This is a genomic window from Streptomyces sp. E2N166, from assembly GCF_003671715.1.
Classification (GTDB): domain Bacteria; phylum Actinomycetota; class Actinomycetes; order Streptomycetales; family Streptomycetaceae; genus Streptomyces; species Streptomyces thinghirensis.
Genome location: NZ_RAIF01000032.1, coordinates 132,992 through 156,086, shown reverse-complemented (window position 1 = coordinate 156,086; position 23,095 = coordinate 132,992). Strand labels below are relative to the sequence as shown.

Genomic DNA, 23,095 nt, shown 5'->3' with positions numbered 1-23,095 from the left:
GTGGCCGAAGGCGCCCGTCACGATCAGGAGCGAACATGGAACTGAAGAACGCGGTCGCGGTCGTCACCGGCGCCAACCGGGGTCTCGGACGGCACCTGGCCGCCCAGCTCGTCGAGCGCGGCGCGAAGGTGTACGGCGCGGCCCGACGACCCGAGACGGTCGACGTGCCGGGCGTCATCCCGCTGCGGCTGGACGTCACGGACGAGGCGTCGATACGAGAGGCCGCGCGCGTGGCGTCCGACGCGACACTGCTGATCAACAACGCGGGCATCTCCACCGGCGCGACGCTGATCGGTGGCGACGCTGCTGAGGTGCGCCGGGAGATGGAGACCAACTTCTACGGCCCGCTCGCCGCGACCCGATCCTTCGCCCCCGTCATCGAGGGCAACGGCGGCGGCGCCGTACTCAACGTCCTTTCCGCCCTGTCCTGGTTCCACCCGGCAGGACTCGGCTCCTACGCCGCGTCCAAGGCCGCCGCCTGGGCGCTGACCGGTGCGACCCGCGACGAACTGGCGCCCCGCGGTATCGCCGTCTCGGCGCTGCACGTCGGCTACATGGACACCGACATGGCCGCCGACGTGCCCGCCGATCAGAAGGTCGCCGCCGACGACGTCGCGGCCCAGGCCCTGTCCGGCATCGAGACCGGCCTGCCCGAAATCCTCGCCGACGAGACCAGCCGGTACGTCAAGCAGAGCCTGTCAGCGGCACCCCAGCCGAACGCGGACTGACGCTCGCCCCTCCGCCCCGGTGCGACCGCCTCCAACCCCTCTCGCAGGGACCTCTCACGCGTTACACGCTCTTCGGCCGCCGGACCGGACTCCGCGTCTCCGAGTACGCGCTCGGCACCGCGTACTTCGGCACCGGCTGGGGCGCAGGCGCCGAGCCGGACGAGACACGCCGGATTCTCGACCGGTCCGCCGAGGCGGGCGGCACCTTTCTCGACAGCGCGGACGGCTACCAGTTCGGCGAGTCGGACCACCTGGGCGGGCGTCACACCGGTCCAGCTGACCGATGAGCAGTACACCCGCCTGACCGAGGTCAGAGCGGTGCCGCTCGGCATGCCTCACGAGGGGATCGCCGCCTCCCTGGACCGCCTCCAGGGAGGCGCCGCCGACCGCGTCACCGCCCCGGTCGGGCCGGTGGCAGGTCAGAGGCCCTTTGCTGCGGGCTCCAGAATCGCCCACACACTCCACATGCGACTGCAGGTCGGACCTGCGCGGAGCACGCGGCGCTCTGACAGAAGTGCTCGAGGTACGCCATCTCATGAGCCGTTCGTGTCTCCAGCGACCAACAGGGACCTCGGTCTGCTGGAGAGCTCATGGCTCGCGAACTGCTGAGTGGGGCCCCTGTCGGCGGGCTGAGGACATGAAAGCTGGGACCCGAGCTCCTGCCGGGCAGGACCGGTCTTTGACGAGAGATCAAGGTCCCGGAACCACCAGGCCGCCCCCGGCGGCTGCACGGCCGAGCCAGGCGACGGGCGGTGTGTCGTCCCAGCCGTCCCCGGCGGCGGTTCCGTGGTCTGCCTGCCTGGTGACGGGCACCGGGCCGGGGAGTTCCTGCTGGCGGGCGCCGGCCTGCTGCCCGGCGCGCTCTCCCGCGTTCCCGGCGTGTCCAGGTCGACGCCCCCACCGGCAGCTACCGCGGCGGCGACCGGGCGGCTCCACCCGGGCCGCGAGCGCGCGGCTGACCGGTGACGCGGGCCGCGTCCGGCTCGCCGTGCTACCGACGCAGAAGGCGATGGCGGGCGACGTGCCCGACCTGGTCGCCGATATTCTCCGTCCCGAGGCTACGTTCCTACCCGCGCGACCCGACGTCGGCGGACGCGGTGGCTTCCGTAGCGGCGGCGGTCAGAGACTCTTCAGTGCGGCGGCGCTGGGACTGCCGGCTTCTGCCGTATACATCACCAAGGAGAAACCTGAGCCGGGCAGGCTGAGGGTGTGGCGGTCGATTTCCAGCTCGCCCAGTGTGGGGTGGCGCAGGTTTTTCCGCATGCTGGGCATGGGGCGCACAGCGTGGTTACACCAGCTGCTCGCAAAATCTGGATCGCGGGTTGCGAACTCGTTGATTAGCTCTGCGAGCACGTTATCTGTGGGGTACCGAACGCTGGCTGCGCGCAATTGAGCGGCTGCCTGCTGAGAGAAATCGGACTCCGAACCGGGCGCACCGGTGCAGAGGGTGTCACGGAATCTCGTCGATATGCGCGTGAGGTTGCGCTCGTCAGGTGTGAGACGAGAGAAGTCTGTGATCAGAGCTGCGGCTGCTGCGTTCCAGGCGACGATGTCTTGCCGGTGGTTGACGATGTAGGCAGGGATGCCGTCAAGTCTGCCGAGTAGCTGTTGGGCATCCTTGGGTACGTACTCTGGCGTGCCGTCGTTCTCTGCCGGCAGCACCTGGCCGGCCAGGCGGGCCAGATGGTCACGCTCTGCTTCAGTGAGCTGAAGAGCCGTCGCCAGTGCAGACAGCACCTGCGGTGAGGGCCTGGGTGCCCGTGCCTGTTCCAGTCGTTCGTAGTAGCTCACCGACACCTGTGCCAGGGCGGCTACCTCTTCGCGGCGCAGTCCAGGTGTGCGACGGGCGCGCCGGCTTGGTGGAAGCGTCGCTTCGGCCGGCACATCTTCTGGTCGCAGGTCCTCGCGGCGGCGGCGGAGAAAGTCTGCGAGTTCCTGGCTGCTCACTCCTCCATGCTGTCACAGGAGGGACAGCTAAGCCTCGCACTGTTGGTCCGGGGCTTAGCTGTCTGTTCCACGCCCACAAATCTGCTGTGCATGGTGGTCTGGTCGGTTTGTTGACTACGAGGAGAAATGGTGTCCAGCACACCTGATGAAACTTTTCGCCGCATGATCGACCTGATGCTGGCCAAAGACATGAATGCCGTGGCAGATCTGTGGGCGCCTGACGGAATTGCGGAATTCCCTTTCGCAGCCGGGAGCTCCCCTCGCGTTCTACGCGGACGTGAGGAGGTACGCGCCTACCTCGCTCACTATCCGGAGCTGACGGACATGAAGGAGGTGGCCGCGCTCATCGTGCGGCCCACTGATCAAACGGACACCGTCGTGGTGGAGTGGACGGCCACCGGCCGCACCGTGGCCACCTCCCAGCCCTACCGCCTGGACTACATCGTGGTTCTCACGGTCCGCGACGGGCTGATCGCTCTGTTTCGGGATTACTGGAGCCCGCTGTCGGCCGCCGCCGCTGCCGGGGGTCTCGCCGGGCTGATCGACTCGCTTGAAAGGAAGGACGCCTGATGTCCGGAGTACTCGTGACCGGAGGGACCGGCAAGACCGGCAAGACGCTGGTGCAAGTGCTCCGCAACGCTGATGTGCAGGCTCGGGTCGCCAGCCGGAACCCGGCCGCAGCCGATCCTGATGCGATCCGCTTCGACTGGAACGACCCGACCACGTATGGACCTGCGCTCGACGGGATGGACCGGGTCTTCCTGCTTCCGCCGGTGGAGAGTGTGGACCCGCTGCCGCTGGTCGAGCCCTTCCTGCGCCAAGCGCAGCGTGCCGGTATCCGGCGCCTCGTGATGCTCGGCTCCGCCATTGTGCTGCCGAACGCGCCCAGCGCTGTGGAGATGGCCGCTCAGGTTCAGGCTCAGCCCGGAGGTGTCGTACTCCGCGCGTCTGGCTTCATGCAGAACTTCCTGCGCCCGCACCCACTGGCCGAGCGTATCCATCGACTCGGTGAGATCCGCACCGCAGCCGGTGACGGCGAGCTGGGGTGGGTCGATGCGCGGGACATCGCGGCCAGTGCTGCCGCGCTGTTGGCCGACCTGGAGGTGGACGCTCGAAGCGACTACTTGATCACCGGGCCGCACGGGATGAGCTACCCACAGGCCGCGCAGATCATCACCGCGCAGACCGGCAGACAAGTTCGGGTGGCGCGTATTACGGAGGAGGAACAGGCTGCCGCCTACCGTGCCTCCGGAATGCCGACGGAGTTCGCTGACGCCCTTGCCGCCGTCGAGCGCGGAATCAGGGAGGGACGCGAAGACCAGGTCAGCACTGCGGTGCTCGAACTGACCGGCCGTCCGCCGCGCCCCTTTGCCGAATTCGTCTCTGATCACGCGTACGAGTGGACGCAGTAGTGCCTGAACCCGTCCGGCGAGGTCGCCGTCAACGCGTCGAGCGACGGGGCGGGGACCGGCAAGAGGTGGGCGTCGACTCAGGTGTCCCCCGTCGCCGCGTTGAGGCAGGAGCCTCGGGAGCCACGCCTTCCAGCAGGCAGCGCGCCATTCCGGCTTGACCTGAGCAGGCCGGACCGCGCGTGAGGGCAGGGCGCGCGCGTGCCCTGCCCTCACGTCGTCGAATTTCAGAGAACAGGGAACCAGGCCGCCAGGCGCTTGGCGATGACCGGTACATCGACGTTGTCCTGCGCGACGTCCTCGACGAACGGGCCGGCAATGGAGACGGGCGGTGGGACCGTACCGGCACTGACGCCGTTGAACCGCAGGAAAACGCGCATGGCCAGCCAGGCGGTGCGCTTGTTGCCGTCGATCAGTGCGTGATTGCGGGCAACGGAGTGCAGCAGTGCCGCCGCCTTCTCGTGCAGCGTGGGATACAGCTCGGCACCGAACACGCTCGTCCGGGGCCGTTCGATCGCCGACACCAGAAGGCCCATGTCACGCACGCTGTGCTCCGTACCGTTGACCGTACGGGCGATGGCCAGGATTTCGTCGATCTGGATGTAGCGCACGTCGGTCACTTCAGATAGTCCAAAATCTCCGCATCACTGTCCATGAGCTCGACCAGGACGTCATCGACCTTCAGCTCGGCCCGGTTCTGGGCGTCACGGATGGCCTCAATAGCGAGTTCCTGCTTGCTGCGGCCCTCCCGGCGAGCCCGCTCGGTGAGCTTCGCGTCAAGGTCGTCGGGAAGTCGGAGTGTCATCGCCATGCGAAAATGATACCAGGAAGGTATCAACGGCGCTCTCGGCTCCGCGAGCGCGGAACCAAGCAGTCGCTGGCACCGCTGACGCGAAGGCGCGGCAGAGACGCCAATATGAGCGTCGTCCGAGCGTCAAGAATCCTCTAAGAGACATCTGAGACGTCGCCCTGGCGCAGCGCATTCCTCACGAACTCGCAGGTCAGAGAGCTCGCGAGGATTGATCCGCCCAATTGGACGCCGCCCGGAGGGAAACAGGTCGAGCAACCCGCCCGGACGACGAAATCGCAGGTCAGGCGCCCTTTCCCGCAGGCTCCAGAATCGCCACGCACTCCACATGATGCGTCATCGGAAACAGATCAAACACCCGCAACGTCCGCACCCGATACCCCCCGTCCCGGAAGTACCCCAGATCCCGGGCCAGCGCAGCGGGATCGCACGCCACGTACGCGATCCTCCGCGCTCCCAGCGACGACAGGTGCTCGACCGTCTTCCGCCCCGCTCCCGCGCGCGGCGGGTCGAGGACGATGAGGTCGACCTCGTCGATGCCGGTGCGCGGCAGGACCGCCTCGACCTTGCCCTGTTCGATGCGGACGCGGTCGAAGGCGGCGAGGTTGTGCCGGGCGTCCTCGACGGCGCGCTTGCCGGACTCGACTCCGAGGACCGCGCCCTTGTCGCCGACGCGGTCGGCCAGGGCGCCCGCGAAGAGGCCCACGCCGCAGTAGAGGTCGAGGGCCATGTCGCCCTTGCGGGGAAGCAGACCCTGCATGACCGCGAGGACGAGGGTGTCGGCGGCCTTGGGGTGGACCTGCCAGAAGCCGCCGCTGCTCACCCGGTGGGTGCGGTCGTCCGCGCGCTCGCGGACGAAGGGGCGGCCGTGGACGCGGTGGACGCCGCCGTCCTTCTCGTCCACCCGCATGACGGAGACCGGGCGGTCCAGCTCGACGATGGGGAGCCTGGCGCCCGGCCGGGGGGTCAGGATGACCTGGCGGTCCTGCGAGCCGCTCGCCGCGATCGCCTCGACCGACTCCATGCCGATCCAGTCGCGCTGCTCGATGCCCAGCTCGCTGACGCCCTCGGCGGCGATCATGCAGTGGTCGATCGGTTCGACCTCGTGCGAACGGTGCTTGCGCAGGCCCGCGTTGCCCTCGGCGTCCACGGCGTACTGCACGCGCGTGCGCCACGACGGGACCTGGCCGGCGGGCAGCTTGTCGCCCTCGGCCGGCATCACCGTGCCGTCCCAGCCGGCCTCCTCGGGCGTGAGGCCCGCCAGGCGCTTGAGCTGCTCGGTGACGACCTCGCCCTTCAGGCGGCGCTGGGCCCCCGGCTTGGCGTGCTGCCAGTCGCAGCCGCCGCAGCGGCCGGGGCCGGCGAAGGGGCACGGTGCCTCGATGCGGTCCTTGGAGGCGTCCAGGATCTCGACCGCGTCCGCCCGGAGGAAGCGGGCACCCTCCTCGCCCTCCGTGACCCGGGCCACGACGCGCTCGCCGGGCAGCGTGTGCCGGACGAACAGCACCTGTCCCTCGGACGTACGGGCGATGCAGTGGCCGCCGTGGGCGACGGGGCCGATCTCGATCTCGTACTCCTGGCCCACCAGCGAGACCGCCTGGGACTCCGCCTGCGATTTCTTCGGTTCTGCCTGCATGGCGGGGTGACTCCAGAGAACGGACGACGAGAGACGGACGCCGGCAGACGAACGTCAAAGGACAACAGCCGTCCAGTCTACGTCGACGAGGAGGACTCCTTCGCCCGGTCGTGCTGGGCCGGACCGCGCCGGACCGCGCCGGGCGCGTTCCAGTCCTGCCGCTTGCGGGCCCGACGCTTGGCGGCCTCGGAGGACTGAAGCTGGTAGGGGACGGAGGTGACCATGACCCCGGGGGTGAACAACAGCCGCCCCTTGAGGCGCAGGGCGCTCTGGTTGTGGAGCAGGTGCTCGTACCAGTGGCCGACGACGTACTCGGGGATGATGACCGAGACCGCGTCGCGCGGGGACTCCTTGCGCAGACTCTTGACGTACTCGATGACCGGGCGGGTGATCTCCCGGTACGGCGAGTCCAGCACCTTCAGCGGTACGGCGATGCCGCGCCGCTCCCACTCGTCGCGCAGCGCCTTGGTCTCCGCCGGGTCGACGTTGACGCTGAGCGCCTCCAGGGTGTCGGAGCGCATGAGCTTGGCGTAGGCGAGGGCGCGCAGGGTGGGGCGGTGGATCTTGGAGATCAGGACGACCGAGTGGACACGGGAGGGGCGCACCATGTCGTCGGGCTGCGCCTCGTCGGGGTCCTCGGGGGCGGCGATCTCCTCGGCTACGCGGTCGTAGTGCTTGCGGATCGCCGTCATCGTGGCGAAGAAGATGCACATGCCGAGCAGGGCGACCCAGGCGCCGTGCGTGAACTTCGTGGCCAGTACGACGACCAGCACGAGTCCGGTGAAGAAGGCGCCGAAGGCGTTGATCGCACGGGAGCGGTGCATGCGGCGGCGCTTGGCCTGGTCCCGTTCGGTGGCCAGGTGGCGGTTCCAGTGGCGGACCATGCCGATCTGGCTGAGCGTGAAGGACACGAAGACGCCGACGATGTAGAGCTGGATGAGGCGGGTCGAGTCGGCGCCGTAGATGAAGACCAGGAGCGTCGCCGCGCCGGCGAGCAGCACGATGCCGTTCGAGAAGGCCAGGCGGTCGCCGCGGGTGTGCAGCTGGCGCGGCAGGTAGCGGTCCTGCGCGAGGATCGAGCCGAGCAGCGGGAAGCCGTTGTACGCGGTGTTCGCGGCGAGGAAGAGGACCAGCGCGGTGGCGGCGGCCAGGACGATGAAGAGCAGGCTGCCCTCGCCGAAGACCGCCTCGGCGACCTGCGAGATCACCGGGTGCTGGACGTAGTCCGAGCCGAGCGCGACGCCGTTGTGGAAGAGGTCGGTGGCCGGGTTCTCCGACATGCGGACGTCGGTCGCGGCGGCCAGCGCGATGATGCCGCAGAACATGGTGACGGCGAGCAGTCCCATCAGCGCGAGCGTGTTGCCCGCGTTCTTCGACTTGGGCTTGCGGAAGGCCGGGACGCCGTTGGAGATGGCCTCGACGCCGGTGAGGGCGGCGCAGCCGGAGGAGAAGGCGCGCAGGAGGAGGAAGACCAGGGCGAAGCCGGCCAGGCCGCCGTGTTCCGGTTTGATCTCGTAGTCCGCCGTCGGGGCGCGCATGGTGTCGTCGAGCACCAGGCCGCGGAAGGCTCCCCACGCGATCATGATGAAGACGCCCGCGACGAAGACGTAGGTCGGAATCGCGAACAGGGTGCCCGACTCCCTGACCCCGCGCAGGTTCATCAGCGTCAGCAGCAGGATCACGGCGACCGCGCAGAGGACCTTGTGCTCGACGACGAAGGGGATCGCGGAGCCGAGGTTCTCGATGCCGGAGGAGATGGAGACGGCGACGGTCAGGACGTAGTCCACCAGCAGCGCGCTCGCCACCGTCAGGCCGGCCTTGGGCCCGAGGTTGGTGTTGGCGACCTCGTAGTCGCCGCCGCCGCTCGGGTACGCGTGCACGTTCTGCCGGTAGGAGGCGACCACCGTGAACATCAGCACGACGACCGCGACCGCGATCCAAGGACTGAAGTGGTACGCCGACACGCCCGCGATGGACAGGACCAGCAGCACCTCGCCGGGCGCGTACGCCACCGAGGAGAGCGGGTCGGAGGCGAAGACGGGGAGGGCGATGCGCTTCGGCAGGAGCGTTTCCCCCAGCCGGTCACTGCGCAGTGCGCGCCCGATCAGGATCCGCTTGGGCACGTCGGTCAGTTTGGACACAACAGAGGATCGTAAGCGTTCGAACGGGCGCCCGCCCACCCGCCACCCCCGATCGGCCCGCCGTCTGCTCTACGGGTGAATTCGGGGAAAGGTGCGGCTGCGGATTCCGCAGGCCGCGAGGTTGGCATGCCTATATGACAAGCACCGTCCGATTGCCGTTCGCTTCCCGGCCGTTGCCGCCCCTGGAGGTCCCATGCACCTGAGCCCAGAACTGATCGGCGGCGCCGCCACGCTCGTCGGCCTCGGAATCCTGGCTCTCGCCAGCATCCGCAGCATCGGCCGGCGGGGGACGTCGGCCGGGGGGTGAGACGGCCGCTGCGGGCCCTGGAGGCTTGCCGATACGTTGGGTGCGGACAGGGGGACCCGGCTTCCCGGACGGGGAATCCGGCTTCCCGGGGCCCCGAGAGGCGTCAGCGTCGGTGCTCACCGGCATGATGTTCCCCTGCGGCCCGCACACTGGCCGCGACGTGTCGCCAGGCGAGCCGAAAGAGAGACATGAGCAGGACATCCACAGAGGCCGGCGGGCCCGCGGAAAGCGGGGTGTGAGGCGATGCACATCGTCATCATGGGCTGCGGGCGCGTGGGCTCGGCCCTCGCGCAGACCCTGGAGCAGCAAGGGCACACGGTCGCCGTGATCGACCAGGACCCCACCGCCTTCCGTCGCCTCGGTTCCACGTTCGGCGGCCGCAGGGTCACCGGTATCGGTTTCGACCAGGACACCCTGCGCGAGGCGGGCGTCGAGGAGGCCGGCGCCTTCGCCGCGGTCTCCAGCGGTGACAACTCGAACATCATCGCCGCCCGCGTGGCCCGCGAGATGTTCGGCGTGGAGAACGTCGCCGCCCGTATCTACGACCCCCGCCGCGCCGAGGTCTACCAGCGCCTGGGCATCCCCACGGTCGCCACCGTCCGCTGGACGGCCGACCAGATGCTGCGCCGGCTGCTCCCCTCGGGCGCCGAGCCGCTGTGGCGCGACCCCACCGGCGGCGTCCAGCTCGCCGAGGTGCACACCTCGGCGTCCTGGGTCGGCCACAAGATCAGCCGGCTCCAGGAGGAGACCGGTGTGCGGGTGGCGTTCCTCACCCGGCTCGGGGAGGCCATCCTGCCGACCTCGCAGACGGTGTTGCAGGAGGGTGACCTGGTGCACGTGATGATGCGCGCCGACGAGGTCCACAAGGTCGAGGCGTCGTTCGCCAAGGGTCCCGAAGAGGAGGGCGGTCACTGATGAGGGTCGCCATTGCCGGAGCCGGCGCGGTCGGCCGCTCGATCGCGGGCGAGCTGCTGGAGAACGGCCACGAGGTTCTGCTCATCGACAAGGCGCCGACCGCCATCTCGGTCGAGCGCGTCCCGATGGCGGAGTGGCTGCTGGCCGACGCGTGCGAGATCACGTCCCTGGACGAGGCGGCCCTCCAGCGCTGCAACGTCGTCATCGCCGCCACGGGCGACGACAAGGTCAACCTGGTCGTCTCCCTGCTGGCCAAGACGGAGTACGGCGTTCCGCGCGTCGTCGCCCGGGTGAACAACCCGAAGAACGAGTGGTTGTTCAACGAGTCCTGGGGCGTGGACGTCGCCGTCTCCACCCCGCGGCTGATGTCGGCCCTGGTGGAGGAGGCGGTGAGCGTCGGCGACCTGGTCCGGCTGCTGCGCTTCAGCCACGGCGACGCCAACCTGGTCGAGCTGACGCTGCCGGAGGAGTCGGCGCTGGCCGGCATCCAGGTCGGTGACGTGGAGTGGCCCGAGGACACCTCGCTGGTCACGATCATCCGCGGCACCCGGGTGCTGACACCCTCCCGGGAGGACTCGCTGGAGGCGGGCGACGAGCTGCTGTTCGTGGCGGCTCAGGCCCGCGAGGAGCAGCTGGAGGACCTGCTGTCGGCGCGGCGGACCGACGCCGCGCGCTGAAGCCGACGCGGGATCCGTCCGCGTACCACGAAACGCGGGATCCGTCCCGCGTGCGAAGCGCGAGGACCCGCTTACGACGCCGCAGGACCCGCTTACGACGCCGCAGGACCCGCTTACGCCGGTGGGGGCGCCCGGAGATCTCCGGGCGCCCCCACCGGCGTAAGCCGTCAGTCCTTGCGGTGCCTGCCGCCGCGTGCGGAGTCCGCGGCGGACGACTCCACGGCTTCGCCCTCCCGGGCCTCGCGCTCGGCCTTCGCGCGCTCCGCCCTCTCGTCCTCGGCCTTCTCCGCCGCCTCCATCTCCGCGAACACGTCGATGGGGGCCGGCGCCTTCGCCAGGAACACCCAGGTCAGCCATACGGCGAGCAGGAACGGCGGGATCTTCAGCGTGACCAGGACCCAGCCGAGCTGCTCGGTGTCCGCCCACCAGTACAGCGGGAAGAGGATGGCGCTCTTGCCGAGCAGGATCAGGCCCCAGGCGTAGCTGGCCTTGGTGTACGCCTTCTTGCGGCCCGGGTTGCGGGTGCGCCAGGAGAGGTTCTCCTTGAAGACCGGGCCGAGGATCAGGCCGATCAGCGGCACCCCGGCCAGCGAGGTGACGATGTACGCCATGGCCAGGCCCAGGGTGTAGAGCATGCCCGGCAGATAGAAGTTCTTGGCGTTGTCGGTCATCATCGCGAAGACCACGCCGAAGGCGACGCCGAAGACCCCGCCGAAGGCGTGCTTGACGGTGTCTTTCCTCGCCAGCCGGACCACGACCAGCACCAGCGACACGGCGAGCGCCGCGATCGCGGACATGTGCAGGTCGTTGTTGAGCGTGAAGATGGTGACGAAGAGCAGGCCCGGCAGCACCGTCTCGACCATGCCCCGCACGCCGCCGAACGCCTCGAACAACGCGGCCTCCGTCACCGCCCGGGCGTCGTCGGCTTCCGTGTCCTGAGTGTCTTCGGTCGGCTTGTCGAGCGACGTCACCGGCTACTCCCGTCCGAGGGGTCTCAGTTCGTATTTCGGGTTGAAGAGCACCCGGCGGCCCCGGCTCATCGAGATCCGGCCCGATGCGATGAGCTTGCGCCCCGGCTCTATGCCCACGATGGAGCGTCTGCCCAGCCACACCACATCCAGGGCGGCGGAACCGTCGAACAGCTCGGCCTCCAGGGCCGGGACGCCCGCACGCGGTCGCAGGGTGACCGTGCGCAAGGTACCAGTAACCGACACGATCTGCCGGTCCTGACAGTCGCAGATACGGGTGCAGCCGGCGGTGTCGGCGTCCTCGCGCAGTTCCTCGGACTCCAGGTCCTCCTGCGACGAGGAGAGCCGGTCGAACATGCGCCGGAACCGGCCCACCGGCTTGTCGGAACGCGGAGCAGCACTCATATCTGAAGCGTACCGGGGCGCACCGACAGCCAGACACCCTCTCCCGAGCGGTATCGCGAGGCTCACTTTCGGCTCGCCTCGGTCACCTCGCGCACCTTCCCGCTCGCCTGCCGTCTCACTTCTCGAAGCGGTACCCCATGCCGGGCTCCGTGATGAAGTGCCTCGGGTGCGCCGGGTCCGCCTCCAGCTTGCGGCGCAGCTGCGCCATGTAGACCCGCAGGTAGTTCGTCTCCGTCCCGTACGACGGCCCCCACACCTCCTGCAACAGCTGCTTCTGGCTGACCAGGCGTCCGGTGTTGCGCACCAGCACCTCCAGCAGATGCCACTCGGTGGGGGTGAGCCGTACGTCCTTCCCGCCCCGGTTCACCTTCTTCGCGGCCAGGTCGACGGTGAACTCCGCGGTGTCCACGACCACGTCGTCCTCGCCGCCCGGGACCGGCTCGGCCCGGCGGACGGCGGCGCGCAGCCGGGCCAGCAGTTCGTCCATGCCGAAGGGCTTGGTGACGTAGTCGTCGGCGCCCGCGTCGAGCGCCTCGACCTTCTCGTCGGAGGAGTGCCGGGCGGACAGCACCAGGATCGGCACCCGGGTCCAGCCGCGCAGCCCTCTGATCACCTCGACGCCGTCCATGTCGGGCAGGCCCAGGTCCAGCACCACGACGTCGGGGTGGCGGGCCGCGGCGAGCTGGAGGGCGGTGGCACCGTCGTGGGCGGCGTCGACCTCGTAGTGCCGGGCCTTGAGGTTGATCACGAGGGCACGCACGATCTGCGGTTCGTCGTCGATCACGAGCACCCGGGTCATCGGGCGGCCTGCCTTTCTGCTGTCGCGGAGTGCGCTGCCGCGGGACCGGGGGAGCCCGCCGCGCGGAGGGTGAGCACCATGGTGAGACCGCCACCGGGGGTGTCCTCGGCGTTCAGGGTGCCGCCCATCGCCTCGGCGAAGCCCCGTGCCACGGCCAGGCCGAGCCCCACACCGGAGCCACGCGGGGCGTCGCCGTAGCGCTGGAAGGGCTCGAAGATCCGGTCCTTGGCCTCGTCCGGCACCCCCGGCCCCCGGTCGACGACCCGCACTTCGACGCGGTCCGCGAGGGCGCTGGCGGCGACCAGGACGGTGCGGCCGGCGGGGCTGTACTTGACGGCGTTCTCCACCAGGTTGGCCATCGACCGCTCCAGGAGCCCGGCGTCGACGGCGACCATGGGCAGCGTCTCGGGGATGTCGAGTTCGGCGCTCCCCTCGGGCACCCCGCCGAGCGCCATCGGGACCACCTCGTCGACGTCGATCTCGCGGATCAGCGGCGTGACCGTACCGGTCTGGAGGCGGGACATGTCGAGCAGGTTGCCGACGAGGTGGTCGAGGCGGTCGGCGCCCTCCTCGATGCCCTCCAGGAGTTCCGCCTCGTCCGCCTCGGACCACGCCACGTCGTCGGACCGCAGGCTCGTGACCGCCGCCTTGATCCCGGCGAGCGGGGTACGGAGATCGTGGCTGACGGCGGCGAGCAGCGCCGTGCGGATGCGGTTGCCCTCGGCGAGCGCGCGGGCCAGGTCGGCCTCCTCGCGCAGGCGCCGCCGGTCCAGGACGACGGCGGCCTGGGCGGCGAAGGCGGCCAGCACCCGGCGGTCCTCGGCGGGCAGGACACGGCCGGTCAGCGCGAGCGCCATGTGGTCCCCGACCGGCATGTCCACGTCCGCGTCCTCGGGGCGTTCGACCGGCGGTCCCGCCCCGGCCCGGCCGGCGCAGGTCCAGGGCGTCACGTCGCCCTCCCGCTCCAGCAGGGCGGCCGACTCCATTCCGAAGGTCTCGCGGACCCGTTCCAGGAGGGCCTCCAGGCTGGTCTCGCCGCGCAGGACGTTGCCCGCGAGGAAGGAGAGGATCTCGGACTCGGCGCGCAGCCGGGCGGCCTGGTGGGTGCGCCGGGCCGCGACGTCGACGACCGAGGCGACGGACAGCGCGACGCCCACGAATATGGCGAGCGCGAGTATGTTCCTGGGATCGGCGATGGTGATCCGGTGGACCGGGGGCGTGAAGAACCAGTTCAGCAGGAGGGATCCGACCGCCGCCGAGGCGAGCGCCGGGTACAGCCCGCCCAGCAGGGCGGCGGCCACGGTCAGCGCCAGGTAGAGCAGGACGTCGTTGGCGAGCCCGAGGTGGACGGCGTTCAGCAGCAGCGTCAGCAGCACCGGCCCGCCGAGGCCCGCGAACCAGCCCCAGACGATCCGGGAGCGGCCGAGCCGCGCCCCTCTGGCCACCGGCAGTCCGCGGCCCTTGGCGACCTCGTCGTGGGTCACGATGTGGACGTCCAGGTCGGGGCCGGACTCGCGGGCGACCGTGGCGCCTACGCCGGGGCCGAAGACGTACTGCCAGGCCTTGCGGCGTGAGGATCCGAGGATGATCTGGGTGGCGTTGACGCCGCGCGCGAAGTCGAGCAGGGCGGCCGGTATGTCCTCGCCGAGCACGTGGTGGAAGGTTCCGCCGAGGTCCTCCACCAGGGTGCGCTGCACCGCCAGTTCCTTCGGGGAGGCCGAGGTCAGCCCGTCGCTGCGGGCTATGTACACGGCCAGCACCTCGCCGCCGGCGCCCTTCTCCGCGAGGCGCGCGGCCCGCCGTATCAGCGTCCTGCCCTCGGGGCCGCCGGTCAGGCCGACCACGATGCGCTCGCGCGAGCCCCAGATCTTCGACACGCGGTGTTCGCTGCGGTACTGCTGCAGGTACTCGTCGACCCGGTCCGCCACCCACAGCAGCGCGAGCTCGCGCAGGGCGGTGAGGTTGCCGGGGCGGAAGTAGTTGGACAGGGCCGCGTCGACCTTGTCCGGCTGGTAGATGTTGCCGTGGGCCATGCGCCGCCGCAGTGCCTGCGGTGACATGTCGACCAGTTCGATCTGGTCCGCGCGCCGCACCATCTCGTCCGGCACGGTCTCCTGCTGTCTCACCCCGGTGATCGACTCGACGACGTCGCCGAGTGACTCCAGGTGCTGGATGTTGACGGTCGAGACCACGTCGACACCGGCGGCCAGCAGTTCCTCGACGTCCTGCCACCGCTTGGCGTTGCGGGCACCGGGGACGTTGGTGTGGGCCAGCTCGTCGACCAGGGCCACTCTGGGGGCCCGGGCCAGCACCGCGTCCAGGTCCAGCTCCGTGAAGAGCGCGCCGCGGTGCTCCAGCTCCCTTCGCGGCACCTGCTCCAGGCCGTGCAGCAGAACCTCGGTGCGCGACCTGCCGTGGTGCTCCACGAAGGCCACGACGCAGTCGGTGCCCCGCTCCGTGCGGCGGTGCGCCTCGGACAGCATCGCGTACGTCTTGCCGACGCCCGGCGCCGCGCCGAGGTAGATCCGAAGCTTGCCGCGTCCCATGGCCTCATTGTCTTCCGGTCAACGCTGATCGCGCAGCGTCGACCTTACGGCGAGCAATCCCGACAAATCGGGGCGGGGTACGGGATGCGGGTGCTCCTTGACGGAACTCTGACGTCCGCGGCCGTCAGGGCCCGGTCATCTCCCCGTCCCGCAGCTCCAGCACCCGGTCGGCGACGTCCAGCAGTGTGGCGTCGTGGGTGGCGGCGAGGGCGGTGACCCACTCACTGCGTACGACCGCCCGCGGCAACTCCGTCACGGCGTGGCCCGTCTCCGCGTCCAACTGACGGGTGGGCTCGTCGGCCACGAGCAGGGCGGGGCTGTCGGCGAAGGCGACGGCGACCGCTGCTGCCGGCCGCCGGACAGCTCGCCGGGCCGCCGGGCGGTGTGGCCGGCGAGGCCGACCAGCGAGATCGGCAGCTCGACGCGCTCCTCGCGCTCGCGCGGTGCGGTCCTGCGCAGCCGCATCGGTAAGCCCACGTTCTCGGCGGCCGTGGGATCGGTGAGGAGCCCGAAGGACTGGAAGACGAAGCCGACGCGGTCCCGGCGCAGGGCGAGCAGCCCGCCCTCGTCCGGCTCGGCCAGGACGCGGCCGTCGACCTCGACCCGTCCGGCGTCGGGTACGCCGAGACCGCCGACGGTGTCGAGCAGCGGGGCATCCCGGACCCGGACCGCCCCTTGAGGGCGGCCCACGCGGCACTTCGAAGGAGACGCCGCGCAGGGCGTGCACGGCGGCGGCGCAGTGGCCGTACGACTTCCGCGCGCCCTCGACGCGCACCAATGGTCTCGGTGACCACCTGGCTCAGGTGCCCCCGCCGGAAACCGGGCGCCGGTATCGCGAGCGGACCCTGTGCCGTTCAACGGTCCGGGCCGGATCGTCGGACATGGGTGGGCTCCCGGCCCGTAGGGCAGGCTCCTCCGGGACCCCCTCCGTCCTCCAGCGTGCCGGGGATGACGGAAGGGCCGCGCCCCGAGCGGGGCGCGGCCCTTCACGCGCGTACGGAAAACCGTACGGAGACTTTACCTACCGGACCTCGGTGATCTCCGGTCCGCGCTGGAGCTGGCCCATACCGCCGGCGAAGCGGGAGCCCTCCTCCTGCTGGACGCCCTCGGGGACCATCTGCGCGTCGTTCGGCAGCTTGAGCACGATCGGGTCACGGGGGGCCATCGGGCCGTCGCCGCGGACCACGACCGTGTCCCGGAAGATCTGCTCCAGCAGACCGGCGGCCTGCGGCTGCACCGCGCCCTGACCCGAGATCACTCCGCGCAGGAACCAGCGGGGGCCGTCCACACCGACGAACCGTACGACCTGGAAGCCGCCCGTGCCGTCCGGCAGCTGCACCGGGACCTGGGCACGCAGCTCCCAGCCCAGCGGGCCCTCGACCTCGTCGATGATGCCGCCCTTCTGGGTGATGCCGGAGCCGATCTCCTCGCGCACCTCGCCCCAGATGCCCTCGCGCTTGGGCGCTGCGAAACCCTGCAGCTGGATGGCGCTGTCGCGCAGCACGACGGTCGCGGCGACGATCGCGTCGCCCGCGACCTCCACGCGCAGTTCCATGCCCTCGACTCCGGGTACGAACAGGCCGCCCAGGTCCACCCGGCCCTCGGCCGGGTCGCGGACCTCGGTGCTGTCCCAGGGCCCGTCGGGCCGCGGTTCGGGCTCGAGCCGCACGCGCTCGGGCTCTTCGTCCGCCTCGGTGTCGACGCTGTCGACGACCTGCTCGGTCTCGCCGGCCGCGTCCTCGGCGGCATCCCTCTTCTTGCGACGTCCGAACACGTCACTGTCCTTCCCGGTCGGATACGACCGAAGCGTATCGATTCCCACCCGTCGGGCCGCCCTCGGCGACCTGACCGCTTGTGCCGCTTGCACGGTCCGTTCCGGCGTGGCCGCCGGTGGACCCGAAGCCCCCTCCGGCCCGCACCGAGTCGGGAAGCTCCGCGACCTGGCGGAAGCGGACCCTCTCGACCTGCTGGACGACCAGTTGGGCAATCCGGTCGAAGCGCTCGAACCGCACGGTCTCGCACGGGTCGAGATTCACCACGATCACCTTGATCTCCCCACGGTACCCGGCATCAATCGTCCCCGGGGCATTCACGAGGGCGACACCGCAGCGGGCGGCCAGCCCGGAACGTGGGTGCACGAAGGCCGCGTACCCCTCCGGGAGCGCCACAGACACGCCGGTGGGCAGTACGGCGCGTTCGCCGGGCTTCAGTTCGCAGTCGACGACGGTGCGCAGATCGGCGCCCGCGTCGCCGGGCTGCGCGTACGTCGGGAGCGGTACGTCGGGGTCGACGCGGCGGATCAGGACGTCGAGTTCCGGCCTCTGCTCCCGGTGCCCGGAGCTGGGGAGGGTCACGGGTTCACCTCGAAGGCGCGCGTGCGGCGGACCTGGTCCGGGTCGTCCATGGCGGCGCGGATCTCCTCCTCGCGGCCGTGGTCGACGAAGTGATCGATCTTGACCTCGATGAACAGCGCGTCGGCACGGACGGCCACGGGCCCGTCGGGGCCGCCGATCCGTCCGGTGGCGGTGGAGTAGATCTTCCGGCCGGCCACGGCGGTCACCTCGGCCTCCAGGTGCAGCGTCGTGCCGACGGGCACGGGCCGCAGGAAGTCCGTCTCCAGCCGTCCGGTCACCGCGATCGTGCGCAGCAGCCAGTTCAGCGAACCGAGGGTCTCGTCCAGGGCGGTGGCCAGCACGCCGCCGTGCGCCAGGCCGGGGGCGCCCTGGTGGGCGGGCTGCACGGTGAACTCGGCGGTGATCGACACGCCTTCACCCGCCCGCGCCTGGAGGTGCAGTCCGTGGGGCTGGTCGCCACCGCAGCCGAAACACTGGCCGTAGTGCGCGCCGAGCAGTTCGCCGGGGGCGGGCGCGTCGGGGTGCCGTACGGGTTTCACGGCGCCGGCGGGGGGCTGAAGACCTGGGGAAGTACCACTCACAGGCGCAGACCTTACCCGCGCGTCGGCCGAACACCGCTACCGTGCCAAGCTTGGTTCATGCAGCTCTCCACCGCCCCGTACGAAGAACGCCTCACCGCGCCGCGCTCCTGGTGGCTGGTCTCCTTCCTGGTGGGGCTTTCGTTCGCCCTGATCCTGCTCCCCTTCGGCACGCTGCCGATGCTGGGCGGCCTGGCCGGCGGGACGGCGGTGGCGGCGGTGGCGGCCAGTTCGTACGGCGCGGTCCGCATCCGCGTCGTGGGCGGCTCGCTGATCGCGGGCGAGGCGAAGGTGCCGGTCTCGGCCTTGGGCGAGGCGGAGATCCTCGATCCGGAGGAGGCCCGCGCCTGGCGCACCTACAAGGCCGACACCCGCGCCTTCCTGCTGCTGCGCGCCTACATCCCGAGGGCCGTGCGCGTACTGGTCACAGATCCGGAGGACCCGACTCCGTACCTTTACCTGTCGACCCGCGAGCCGGAGCGGCTGGTGGAGGCCCTGACGGCGGCGAAGGCTGCGGCCTAGCACCCGGCGGGTTCAGTGCCCGCCGTCACCTCCGAGGCGGCCGCCGAGCCCTTTCGGGCCGAGTACCTTCGTGAGGGCGCCCATGTCCAGCGCGTCCCGCGGTCCCTCCAGCGCCGGGAGTTCGTCGAGGGCGCTCCACGGCACCTGCTTCCCGCGCAGGTCCGTCCGGATCCTGTCGGCCAGCTTTCTGGTGTCGCGGCGGTTCATGACTGCGCCCACGGCCGCGCCCACCATGAACGGCATCAGGTTCGGCAGGTCGCGCACCATCCGCTTCATGATCTGCTGACGGAGCTGGCGCTTCATGTGGCTGTTCATGGCCGAACCGAGCGTCGACGGCTTGGACACGTCGACGCCGCGCTCGTCCGACCAGGAGTTCAGATACGCGGTGCTGCGCTGGGCGAGGCCGCCGGGCGGTCGTACGCCGTAGACCTCGTGGAGTTCGGCGATCATCTTGAGTTCGATCGCCGCGACGCCGGTGATCTCGGCGGCCAGTTCCGCGGGCATCGCGGGCGGTACGGGCATCATCGCGGCCGCGCCGATACCCGCTCCGACGGTCGCGGTGCCCTTGGCGGCGCCCGCCACCAACCGGTCGGCGAGCTCCTCGGGTCCGAGACCGGGGAACTGCCTGCGGAGCGTCGCCAGGTCCCGTACGGGCACGCGCGGCGCCAGCTCGATGATCCGGTCGGCCAGGTGCGCCAGGGCGGCCCTGGCGCGCTGACCGCCGTTGCGCACCCCTTGTCCGGCCTTGTGCCGGAACGCCGCTGCCCGTCGCCGGGCAGCGGGTGCCGAGGTCCTGGCGGTCGCCGGGAGGTCACCCCGGTCGGCCACTGAGTCGAGCGAGGCCGTCCCCGTATCGGTCGGGCCCCGCTCGTCGTCACGCGCGCCGTAGGGACCGTCAGACGGTCCTTGGTCCGCTTCCCGCCTGGAGAAGCGGCGCTTCCAGGGAGGGGTCGAGCCAGTCACGGCCGACCCCGCCTCAGTCGCAGTCGCGGCAGATCGGCTGGCCGTTCTTCTCCCGGGCCAGCTGGCTGCGGTGGTGCACCAGGAAGCAGCTCATGCAGGTGAACTCGTCCTGCTGCTTCGGAAGTACACGGACGGCCAGTTCCTCGTTCGAGAGGTCGGCGCCGGGAAGTTCGAGGCCTTCCGCGGCCTCGAACTCGTCGACGTCGACGGCCGAGGCGGACTTGTCGTTCCGCCTCGCCTTCAGCTCTTCGAGGCTGTCCGAGTCGACATCGTCGTCGGTCTTGCGTGGAGTGTCGTAATCGGTTGCCATGGTCGCTCTCCCCCTCTGGGTGTCTGCGGGTGTCTCCAGCGCACGTAACGCGTGAGAGGCCGGACTTGTGCCCGACCCGAGGCGGAGATTTTGCCTCACATCAAGGTCTGTTACTCAATCGACACCCAACCGGACCCCTCATGAGTGGTCGGCTTGGATGGCGAAGGGGACCGTACACGGTCCGAATACCGCACTTCAAAGGCGTCTCACCGTGTACTTCCCGTGATCAGGACCGCTGAAAACCAGGATTTTCCCGGCTTTCCGACAGGGTGCATGATCACGGAGAGTAGATAGCGGCAAAGCCTCCGCTGTGATCGATCACACAGGCGACTCCAGGGCCGGTGGCCTGGAAATTCCGCTCAAAGCGAACATCCTCGGGTCTCGGTGAGATGTCGGGGCCATGATCTCAGACGGGCAGCGTCACCCGCATCACGAGCCCTCCGCCCTCGCGCGGCTGTGCGTAGATGTGTCCGCCGTGCGCCCGGGCCACCGACCGCGCGATGGACAGGCCGAGGCCGACTCCCTTGTCGCTGCCCGTGCGCTCGGTGCGCAGCCGCCGGAACGGCTCGAAAAGGTTGTCGATCTCGTACGCCGGCACGACCGGGCCCGTGTTGGTGACCACCAGGACCGCCTGGCCGTTCTCGACCGCGGTGGTGACCTCCACCCAGCCCTGCTCCGCCACGTTGTAGCGCACGGCGTTCTGCAGGAGGTTCAGGGCGATCCGCTCCAACAGGACGCCGTTGCCCTGGACCACGGCGGGCTCGCGCGTACCGCGGATCTCCACGCCCTTGGTCTCGGCCTCGGCACGCACCTGGTCGATGGCCTGTCCGGCCACCTCGGCGAGGTCCACCGGTTTGCGCTCGACGATCTGGTTGTCGCTGCGGGCGAGCAGCAGCAGGCCCTCGACGAGTTGCTCGCTGCGTTCGTTGGTGGCCAGCAGTGTCTTGCCGAGCTGTTGCAGCTCCACCGGGGCGTTCGGATCGGAGAGGTGCACTTCCAGGAGGGTGCGGTTGATCGCCAGTGGTGTGCGCAACTCGTGGGAGGCGTTGCCGACGAAGCGCTGCTGGGCGGTGAAGGCCCGTTGCAGCCGCTCCAGCATGTCGTCAAAGGTGTCCGCCAGTTCCTTCAGCTCGTCGTCCGGGCCGTCCAGCTCGATCCGCCGGGAGAGGTCGGAGCCCGCCACCGCGCGCGCGGTGCGGGTGATCCGGCCCAGCGGCGACAGGACGCGTCCGGCCATGGCGTACCCGAAGGCGAAGGCGATCACGGCGAGGCCGAGCAGGGCCAGCAGCGAGCGGCTGAGCAGCCGGTCCAGGGCGACCTGGCGCTGGTGGTCGATGCAGTCGCTGATCGCGGCGTTGAACTGCGACAGCGACAGGTTGCCGTTGGTGACCCCGGGGCAGTCGCTGCTCGCGACCTCCAGGTCCTGGAAGTTGACGATCTTGTAGAGCGGCTGGTTGCCGGTTCGTACCGCCTGGGCGGCCAGCAGGTAGATGATCGACAGCAGCAGGATGCCGGCGATCAGGAACATGCCGCCGTACAGCAGCGTCAGCCTTATCCGGATGGTGGGCCGCAGCCATGGCAGCGGAGTGGCCGAGCGCGGGTCCCAGGTGGGCTTCGGTGGCGCCCCGGGGGGCGCGGGTGTCGTCGCCACGGGCGATCAGATCCGGTAGCCGGAGCCGGGGACGGTGACGATGACGGGCGGCTCGCCCAGTTTGCGGCGCAGGGTCATCACGGTCACGCGCACGACGTTGGTGAACGGGTCGGTGTTCTCGTCCCAGGCCTTCTCCAGCAGTTGCTCCGCGGAGACGACCGCGCCCTCGCTGCGCATGAGCACCTCCAGCACGGCGAACTCCTTGGGCGCGAGCTGCACCTCCTTGCCGTCCCGGAAGACCTCCCGGCGGTTCGGGTCGAGCTTGATGCCGGCCCGCTCCAGGACGGGCGGCAGGGGCACGCTGGTACGCCGCCCCAGGGCGCGCACGCGCGCGATGAGCTCGCTGAACGCGAACGGCTTGGGCAGGTAGTCGTCGGCGCCGATCTCCAGGCCCTCGACCCGGTCGCTGACGTCGCCGGAGGCCGTGAGCATCAGCACGCGCGTGGGCATGCCCAGCTCGACGATCTTGCGGCACACGTCGTCGCCGTGCACGACGGGGAGGTCGCGGTCGAGGACGACCACGTCGTAGTCGTTCACGCCGATGCGTTCCAGGGCGGCCGCACCGTCGTACACGACGTCGACGGCCATGGCCTCCCGGCGCAGTCCGGTGGCCACCGCATCGGCGAGCAGTTGCTCGTCCTCGACGACGAGTACGCGCACGTCGCTTGTCCTTCCTGTGTCCACCCGCGTAGCGCTTCTCGGACGCACGAGGGCAGGGGCTGGTGGATGGTGTTGCCTCCATCCTGCCCTTTTCGGCCATAAGTCGGCTGTAAGACGGGTGAGGGGCGGGAGGGAGGCCGGTGGGCAACCGGGAATGCGAGATTTTCTCGCGGGGTTGAGGTTTCCGCGGAAGGGAGCGGGGGGAGGACGGCTTTACATCCCGCGATCACGCTCTGCCTGTACCGCGTTACCGCGCGGTATGCCGCGGTCCGCTTCCGCAGAGCGGGCGTGGGTGTCCGGCACCGTCGCCGCCCGGCAGGGCTGCGCTGGGCACTCCACCGGAGACGTGATCGTCCCTTCCGAACGGCACACCCCCGTGCCACCGACCCACGACCCAGGACGAGGGGGCGCAGCATGGACGCTTTCACCGCAGGACTTCTGCAGCGCATACAGACGACCGAGTCCGATCTGTCCCGGGCCCGCGACGAGGGGGACGAGTTCCTCGTCGAGGTGGAGCTGGGAGAGCTCGACGACCTGCGCCGTCTCGCTGCTGAGCACGGTGTGGAGGTCGGCGCGACCGGCGTCTGACCGGCCCGTGATCGACAAGGCCCCGGCGGGATCCAGCGCCGGGGCCCTGTCGTGCGGGTTGCCGTCCGGCGGTGAGCGGGTGTGGTCGCCGGGCGAGGGTCCGCCCCGGCGGGACGGAAACCGGACGGGGCCGGGGTCCGGCAGGTTGCGTCCGGCGGTGGGCGGGCGGGGCGTGGGTGCCGG

Annotated in this window: 24 protein-coding genes and 2 pseudogenes; 8 read left to right on the top strand and 18 right to left on the bottom strand. The window is 70.2% G+C overall.

Going from position 1 to position 23,095, the window contains the following annotated elements; translation table 11 throughout:
- Positions 1 to 35: 35 nt before the first annotated feature.
- Together EBH09_RS27795 and EBH09_RS39985 are read left to right on the top strand one after the other, a co-directional pair.
- Positions 36 to 728: an SDR family oxidoreductase gene (locus EBH09_RS27795; RefSeq protein ID WP_121749685.1), complete on the top strand. Its 693-nt coding sequence runs from the start codon at positions 36 to 38 to the stop codon at positions 726 to 728.
- A complete protein-coding gene (locus tag EBH09_RS39985) occupies positions 725 to 1,015 on the top strand; it encodes an aldo/keto reductase (RefSeq protein WP_345940974.1) in 291 nt (96 codons plus the stop codon). The genes EBH09_RS27795 and EBH09_RS39985 overlap by 4 nt, the downstream gene beginning before the upstream one ends.
- Before the next feature lie 832 nt (positions 1,016 to 1,847).
- Here EBH09_RS39985 and EBH09_RS27785 read toward each other — a convergent pair.
- Positions 1,848 to 2,675 (bottom strand): helix-turn-helix transcriptional regulator, encoded by an 828-nt coding sequence (locus tag EBH09_RS27785; protein ID WP_121749684.1) that lies wholly within the window; start codon positions 2,673 to 2,675, stop codon positions 1,848 to 1,850.
- Between the two features lie 126 nt (positions 2,676 to 2,801).
- On the opposite strand from EBH09_RS27785, the gene EBH09_RS27780 reads away from it, so the two are divergent.
- Positions 2,802 to 3,245: a nuclear transport factor 2 family protein gene (locus tag EBH09_RS27780; protein ID WP_193776568.1), complete on the top strand. Its 444-nt coding sequence runs from the start codon at positions 2,802 to 2,804 to the stop codon at positions 3,243 to 3,245.
- A complete protein-coding gene (locus EBH09_RS27775) occupies positions 3,245 to 4,087 on the top strand; it encodes an NAD(P)H-binding protein (RefSeq protein WP_121749683.1) in 843 nt (280 codons plus the stop codon). Before EBH09_RS27780 ends, EBH09_RS27775 begins: the two co-directional genes overlap by 1 nt.
- On the opposite strand, the pseudogene EBH09_RS39245 reads toward EBH09_RS27775, so the two are convergent.
- The 5 genes and pseudogenes from EBH09_RS39245 to EBH09_RS27750 all read right to left on the bottom strand — a co-directional run.
- A pseudogene (locus EBH09_RS39245) lies at positions 4,063 to 4,188 on the bottom strand (acetyltransferase); the annotation flags it as partial. The gene EBH09_RS27775 and the pseudogene EBH09_RS39245 overlap by 25 nt on opposite strands.
- A gap of 123 nt (positions 4,189 to 4,311) precedes the next feature.
- Entirely contained in the window at positions 4,312 to 4,704 is a 393-nt protein-coding gene (locus tag EBH09_RS27765) for a type II toxin-antitoxin system death-on-curing family toxin (RefSeq protein WP_121749682.1), read from the bottom strand.
- Complete coding sequence (locus EBH09_RS27760) at positions 4,701 to 4,895, bottom strand: ribbon-helix-helix protein, CopG family (RefSeq protein ID WP_121749681.1); 195 nt, start codon at positions 4,893 to 4,895, stop codon at positions 4,701 to 4,703. Before EBH09_RS27760 ends, EBH09_RS27765 begins: the two co-directional genes overlap by 4 nt.
- Positions 4,896 to 5,175: 280 nt before the next feature.
- Positions 5,176 to 6,528 carry a class I SAM-dependent RNA methyltransferase gene (locus EBH09_RS27755; protein ID WP_121749680.1) on the bottom strand — a complete coding sequence of 451 codons (1,353 nt, stop codon included), beginning with the start codon at positions 6,526 to 6,528 and terminating at the stop codon, positions 5,176 to 5,178.
- Between the two features lie 77 nt (positions 6,529 to 6,605).
- A complete protein-coding gene (locus tag EBH09_RS27750) occupies positions 6,606 to 8,669 on the bottom strand; it encodes an APC family permease (RefSeq protein ID WP_121749679.1) in 2,064 nt (687 codons plus the stop codon).
- Between the two features lie 550 nt (positions 8,670 to 9,219).
- Here EBH09_RS27750 and EBH09_RS27745 point away from each other — a divergent pair.
- A complete protein-coding gene (locus tag EBH09_RS27745) occupies positions 9,220 to 9,891 on the top strand; it encodes a TrkA family potassium uptake protein (protein WP_121749678.1) in 672 nt (223 codons plus the stop codon).
- Positions 9,891 to 10,568, top strand: coding sequence for a TrkA family potassium uptake protein (locus EBH09_RS27740; RefSeq protein WP_121749677.1), 678 nt, complete (start codon positions 9,891 to 9,893; stop codon positions 10,566 to 10,568). Before EBH09_RS27745 ends, EBH09_RS27740 begins: the two co-directional genes overlap by 1 nt.
- Before the next feature lie 167 nt (positions 10,569 to 10,735).
- On the opposite strand, the gene EBH09_RS27735 is transcribed toward EBH09_RS27740, so the two are convergent.
- The 8 genes and pseudogenes from EBH09_RS27735 to EBH09_RS27700 form a co-directional block, all read right to left on the bottom strand.
- The gene (locus EBH09_RS27735; RefSeq protein WP_121749676.1) at positions 10,736 to 11,539 is read right to left on the bottom strand and encodes a DUF3159 domain-containing protein; all 804 of its coding nucleotides are present in this window, start codon (positions 11,537 to 11,539) and stop codon (positions 10,736 to 10,738) included.
- 3 nt (positions 11,540 to 11,542) lie between these two features.
- Positions 11,543 to 11,941, bottom strand: coding sequence for an OB-fold nucleic acid binding domain-containing protein (locus EBH09_RS27730; RefSeq protein WP_073731801.1), 399 nt, complete (start codon positions 11,939 to 11,941; stop codon positions 11,543 to 11,545).
- A 115-nt stretch (positions 11,942 to 12,056) separates the two neighbouring features.
- Positions 12,057 to 12,740: a response regulator gene (locus EBH09_RS27725; protein ID WP_121749675.1), complete on the bottom strand. Its 684-nt coding sequence runs from the start codon at positions 12,738 to 12,740 to the stop codon at positions 12,057 to 12,059.
- On the bottom strand, positions 12,737 to 15,286 hold the full coding sequence (locus tag EBH09_RS27720) for a sensor histidine kinase KdpD (protein ID WP_121749674.1): 2,550 nt from the start codon (positions 15,284 to 15,286) through the stop codon (positions 12,737 to 12,739). Before EBH09_RS27720 ends, EBH09_RS27725 begins: the two co-directional genes overlap by 4 nt.
- Positions 15,287 to 15,410: 124 nt before the next feature.
- Positions 15,411 to 16,089 (bottom strand): annotated as a pseudogene (locus EBH09_RS27715) (ATP-binding cassette domain-containing protein).
- Positions 16,090 to 16,307: 218 nt separating this feature from the next.
- Entirely contained in the window at positions 16,308 to 17,060 is a 753-nt protein-coding gene (locus EBH09_RS27710) for a DUF3710 domain-containing protein (protein ID WP_121749673.1), read from the bottom strand.
- 1 nt (position 17,061) lies between these two features.
- The gene (dut, locus tag EBH09_RS27705; protein ID WP_121749672.1) at positions 17,062 to 17,640 is read right to left on the bottom strand and encodes a dUTP diphosphatase; all 579 of its coding nucleotides are present in this window, start codon (positions 17,638 to 17,640) and stop codon (positions 17,062 to 17,064) included.
- A complete protein-coding gene (locus EBH09_RS27700) occupies positions 17,637 to 18,221 on the bottom strand; it encodes a PaaI family thioesterase (RefSeq protein ID WP_121749671.1) in 585 nt (194 codons plus the stop codon). The genes dut and EBH09_RS27700 overlap by 4 nt, the downstream gene beginning before the upstream one ends.
- 57 nt (positions 18,222 to 18,278) lie before the next feature.
- Here EBH09_RS27700 and EBH09_RS27695 point away from each other — a divergent pair, with 57 nt between their 5' ends.
- Positions 18,279 to 18,740, top strand: a complete 462-nt coding sequence (locus tag EBH09_RS27695) for a DUF3093 domain-containing protein (RefSeq protein ID WP_121749670.1) — start codon at positions 18,279 to 18,281, stop codon at positions 18,738 to 18,740.
- Positions 18,741 to 18,752: 12 nt separating this feature from the next.
- Here the strand turns inward: EBH09_RS27695 and EBH09_RS27690 are convergent, their stop codons facing one another.
- The 4 genes from EBH09_RS27690 to EBH09_RS27675 form a co-directional block, all read right to left on the bottom strand.
- Positions 18,753 to 19,703, bottom strand: a complete 951-nt coding sequence (locus tag EBH09_RS27690) for a hypothetical protein (RefSeq protein WP_121749669.1) — start codon at positions 19,701 to 19,703, stop codon at positions 18,753 to 18,755.
- Between the two features lie 13 nt (positions 19,704 to 19,716).
- Positions 19,717 to 20,013 carry a DUF4193 domain-containing protein gene (locus EBH09_RS27685; protein WP_003993510.1) on the bottom strand — a complete coding sequence of 99 codons (297 nt, stop codon included), beginning with the start codon at positions 20,011 to 20,013 and terminating at the stop codon, positions 19,717 to 19,719.
- 406 nt (positions 20,014 to 20,419) lie between these two features.
- Positions 20,420 to 21,664 (bottom strand): HAMP domain-containing sensor histidine kinase, encoded by a 1,245-nt coding sequence (locus tag EBH09_RS27680; RefSeq protein WP_121749668.1) that lies wholly within the window; start codon positions 21,662 to 21,664, stop codon positions 20,420 to 20,422.
- Between the two features lie 6 nt (positions 21,665 to 21,670).
- Positions 21,671 to 22,324, bottom strand: coding sequence for a response regulator transcription factor (locus EBH09_RS27675; protein WP_121749667.1), 654 nt, complete (start codon positions 22,322 to 22,324; stop codon positions 21,671 to 21,673).
- A 414-nt stretch (positions 22,325 to 22,738) separates the two neighbouring features.
- On the opposite strand from EBH09_RS27675, the gene EBH09_RS37980 reads away from it, so the two are divergent.
- Positions 22,739 to 22,912 carry a hypothetical protein gene (locus tag EBH09_RS37980; RefSeq protein ID WP_189231859.1) on the top strand — a complete coding sequence of 58 codons (174 nt, stop codon included), beginning with the start codon at positions 22,739 to 22,741 and terminating at the stop codon, positions 22,910 to 22,912.
- The last annotated feature ends 183 nt before the right edge of the window (positions 22,913 to 23,095 follow it).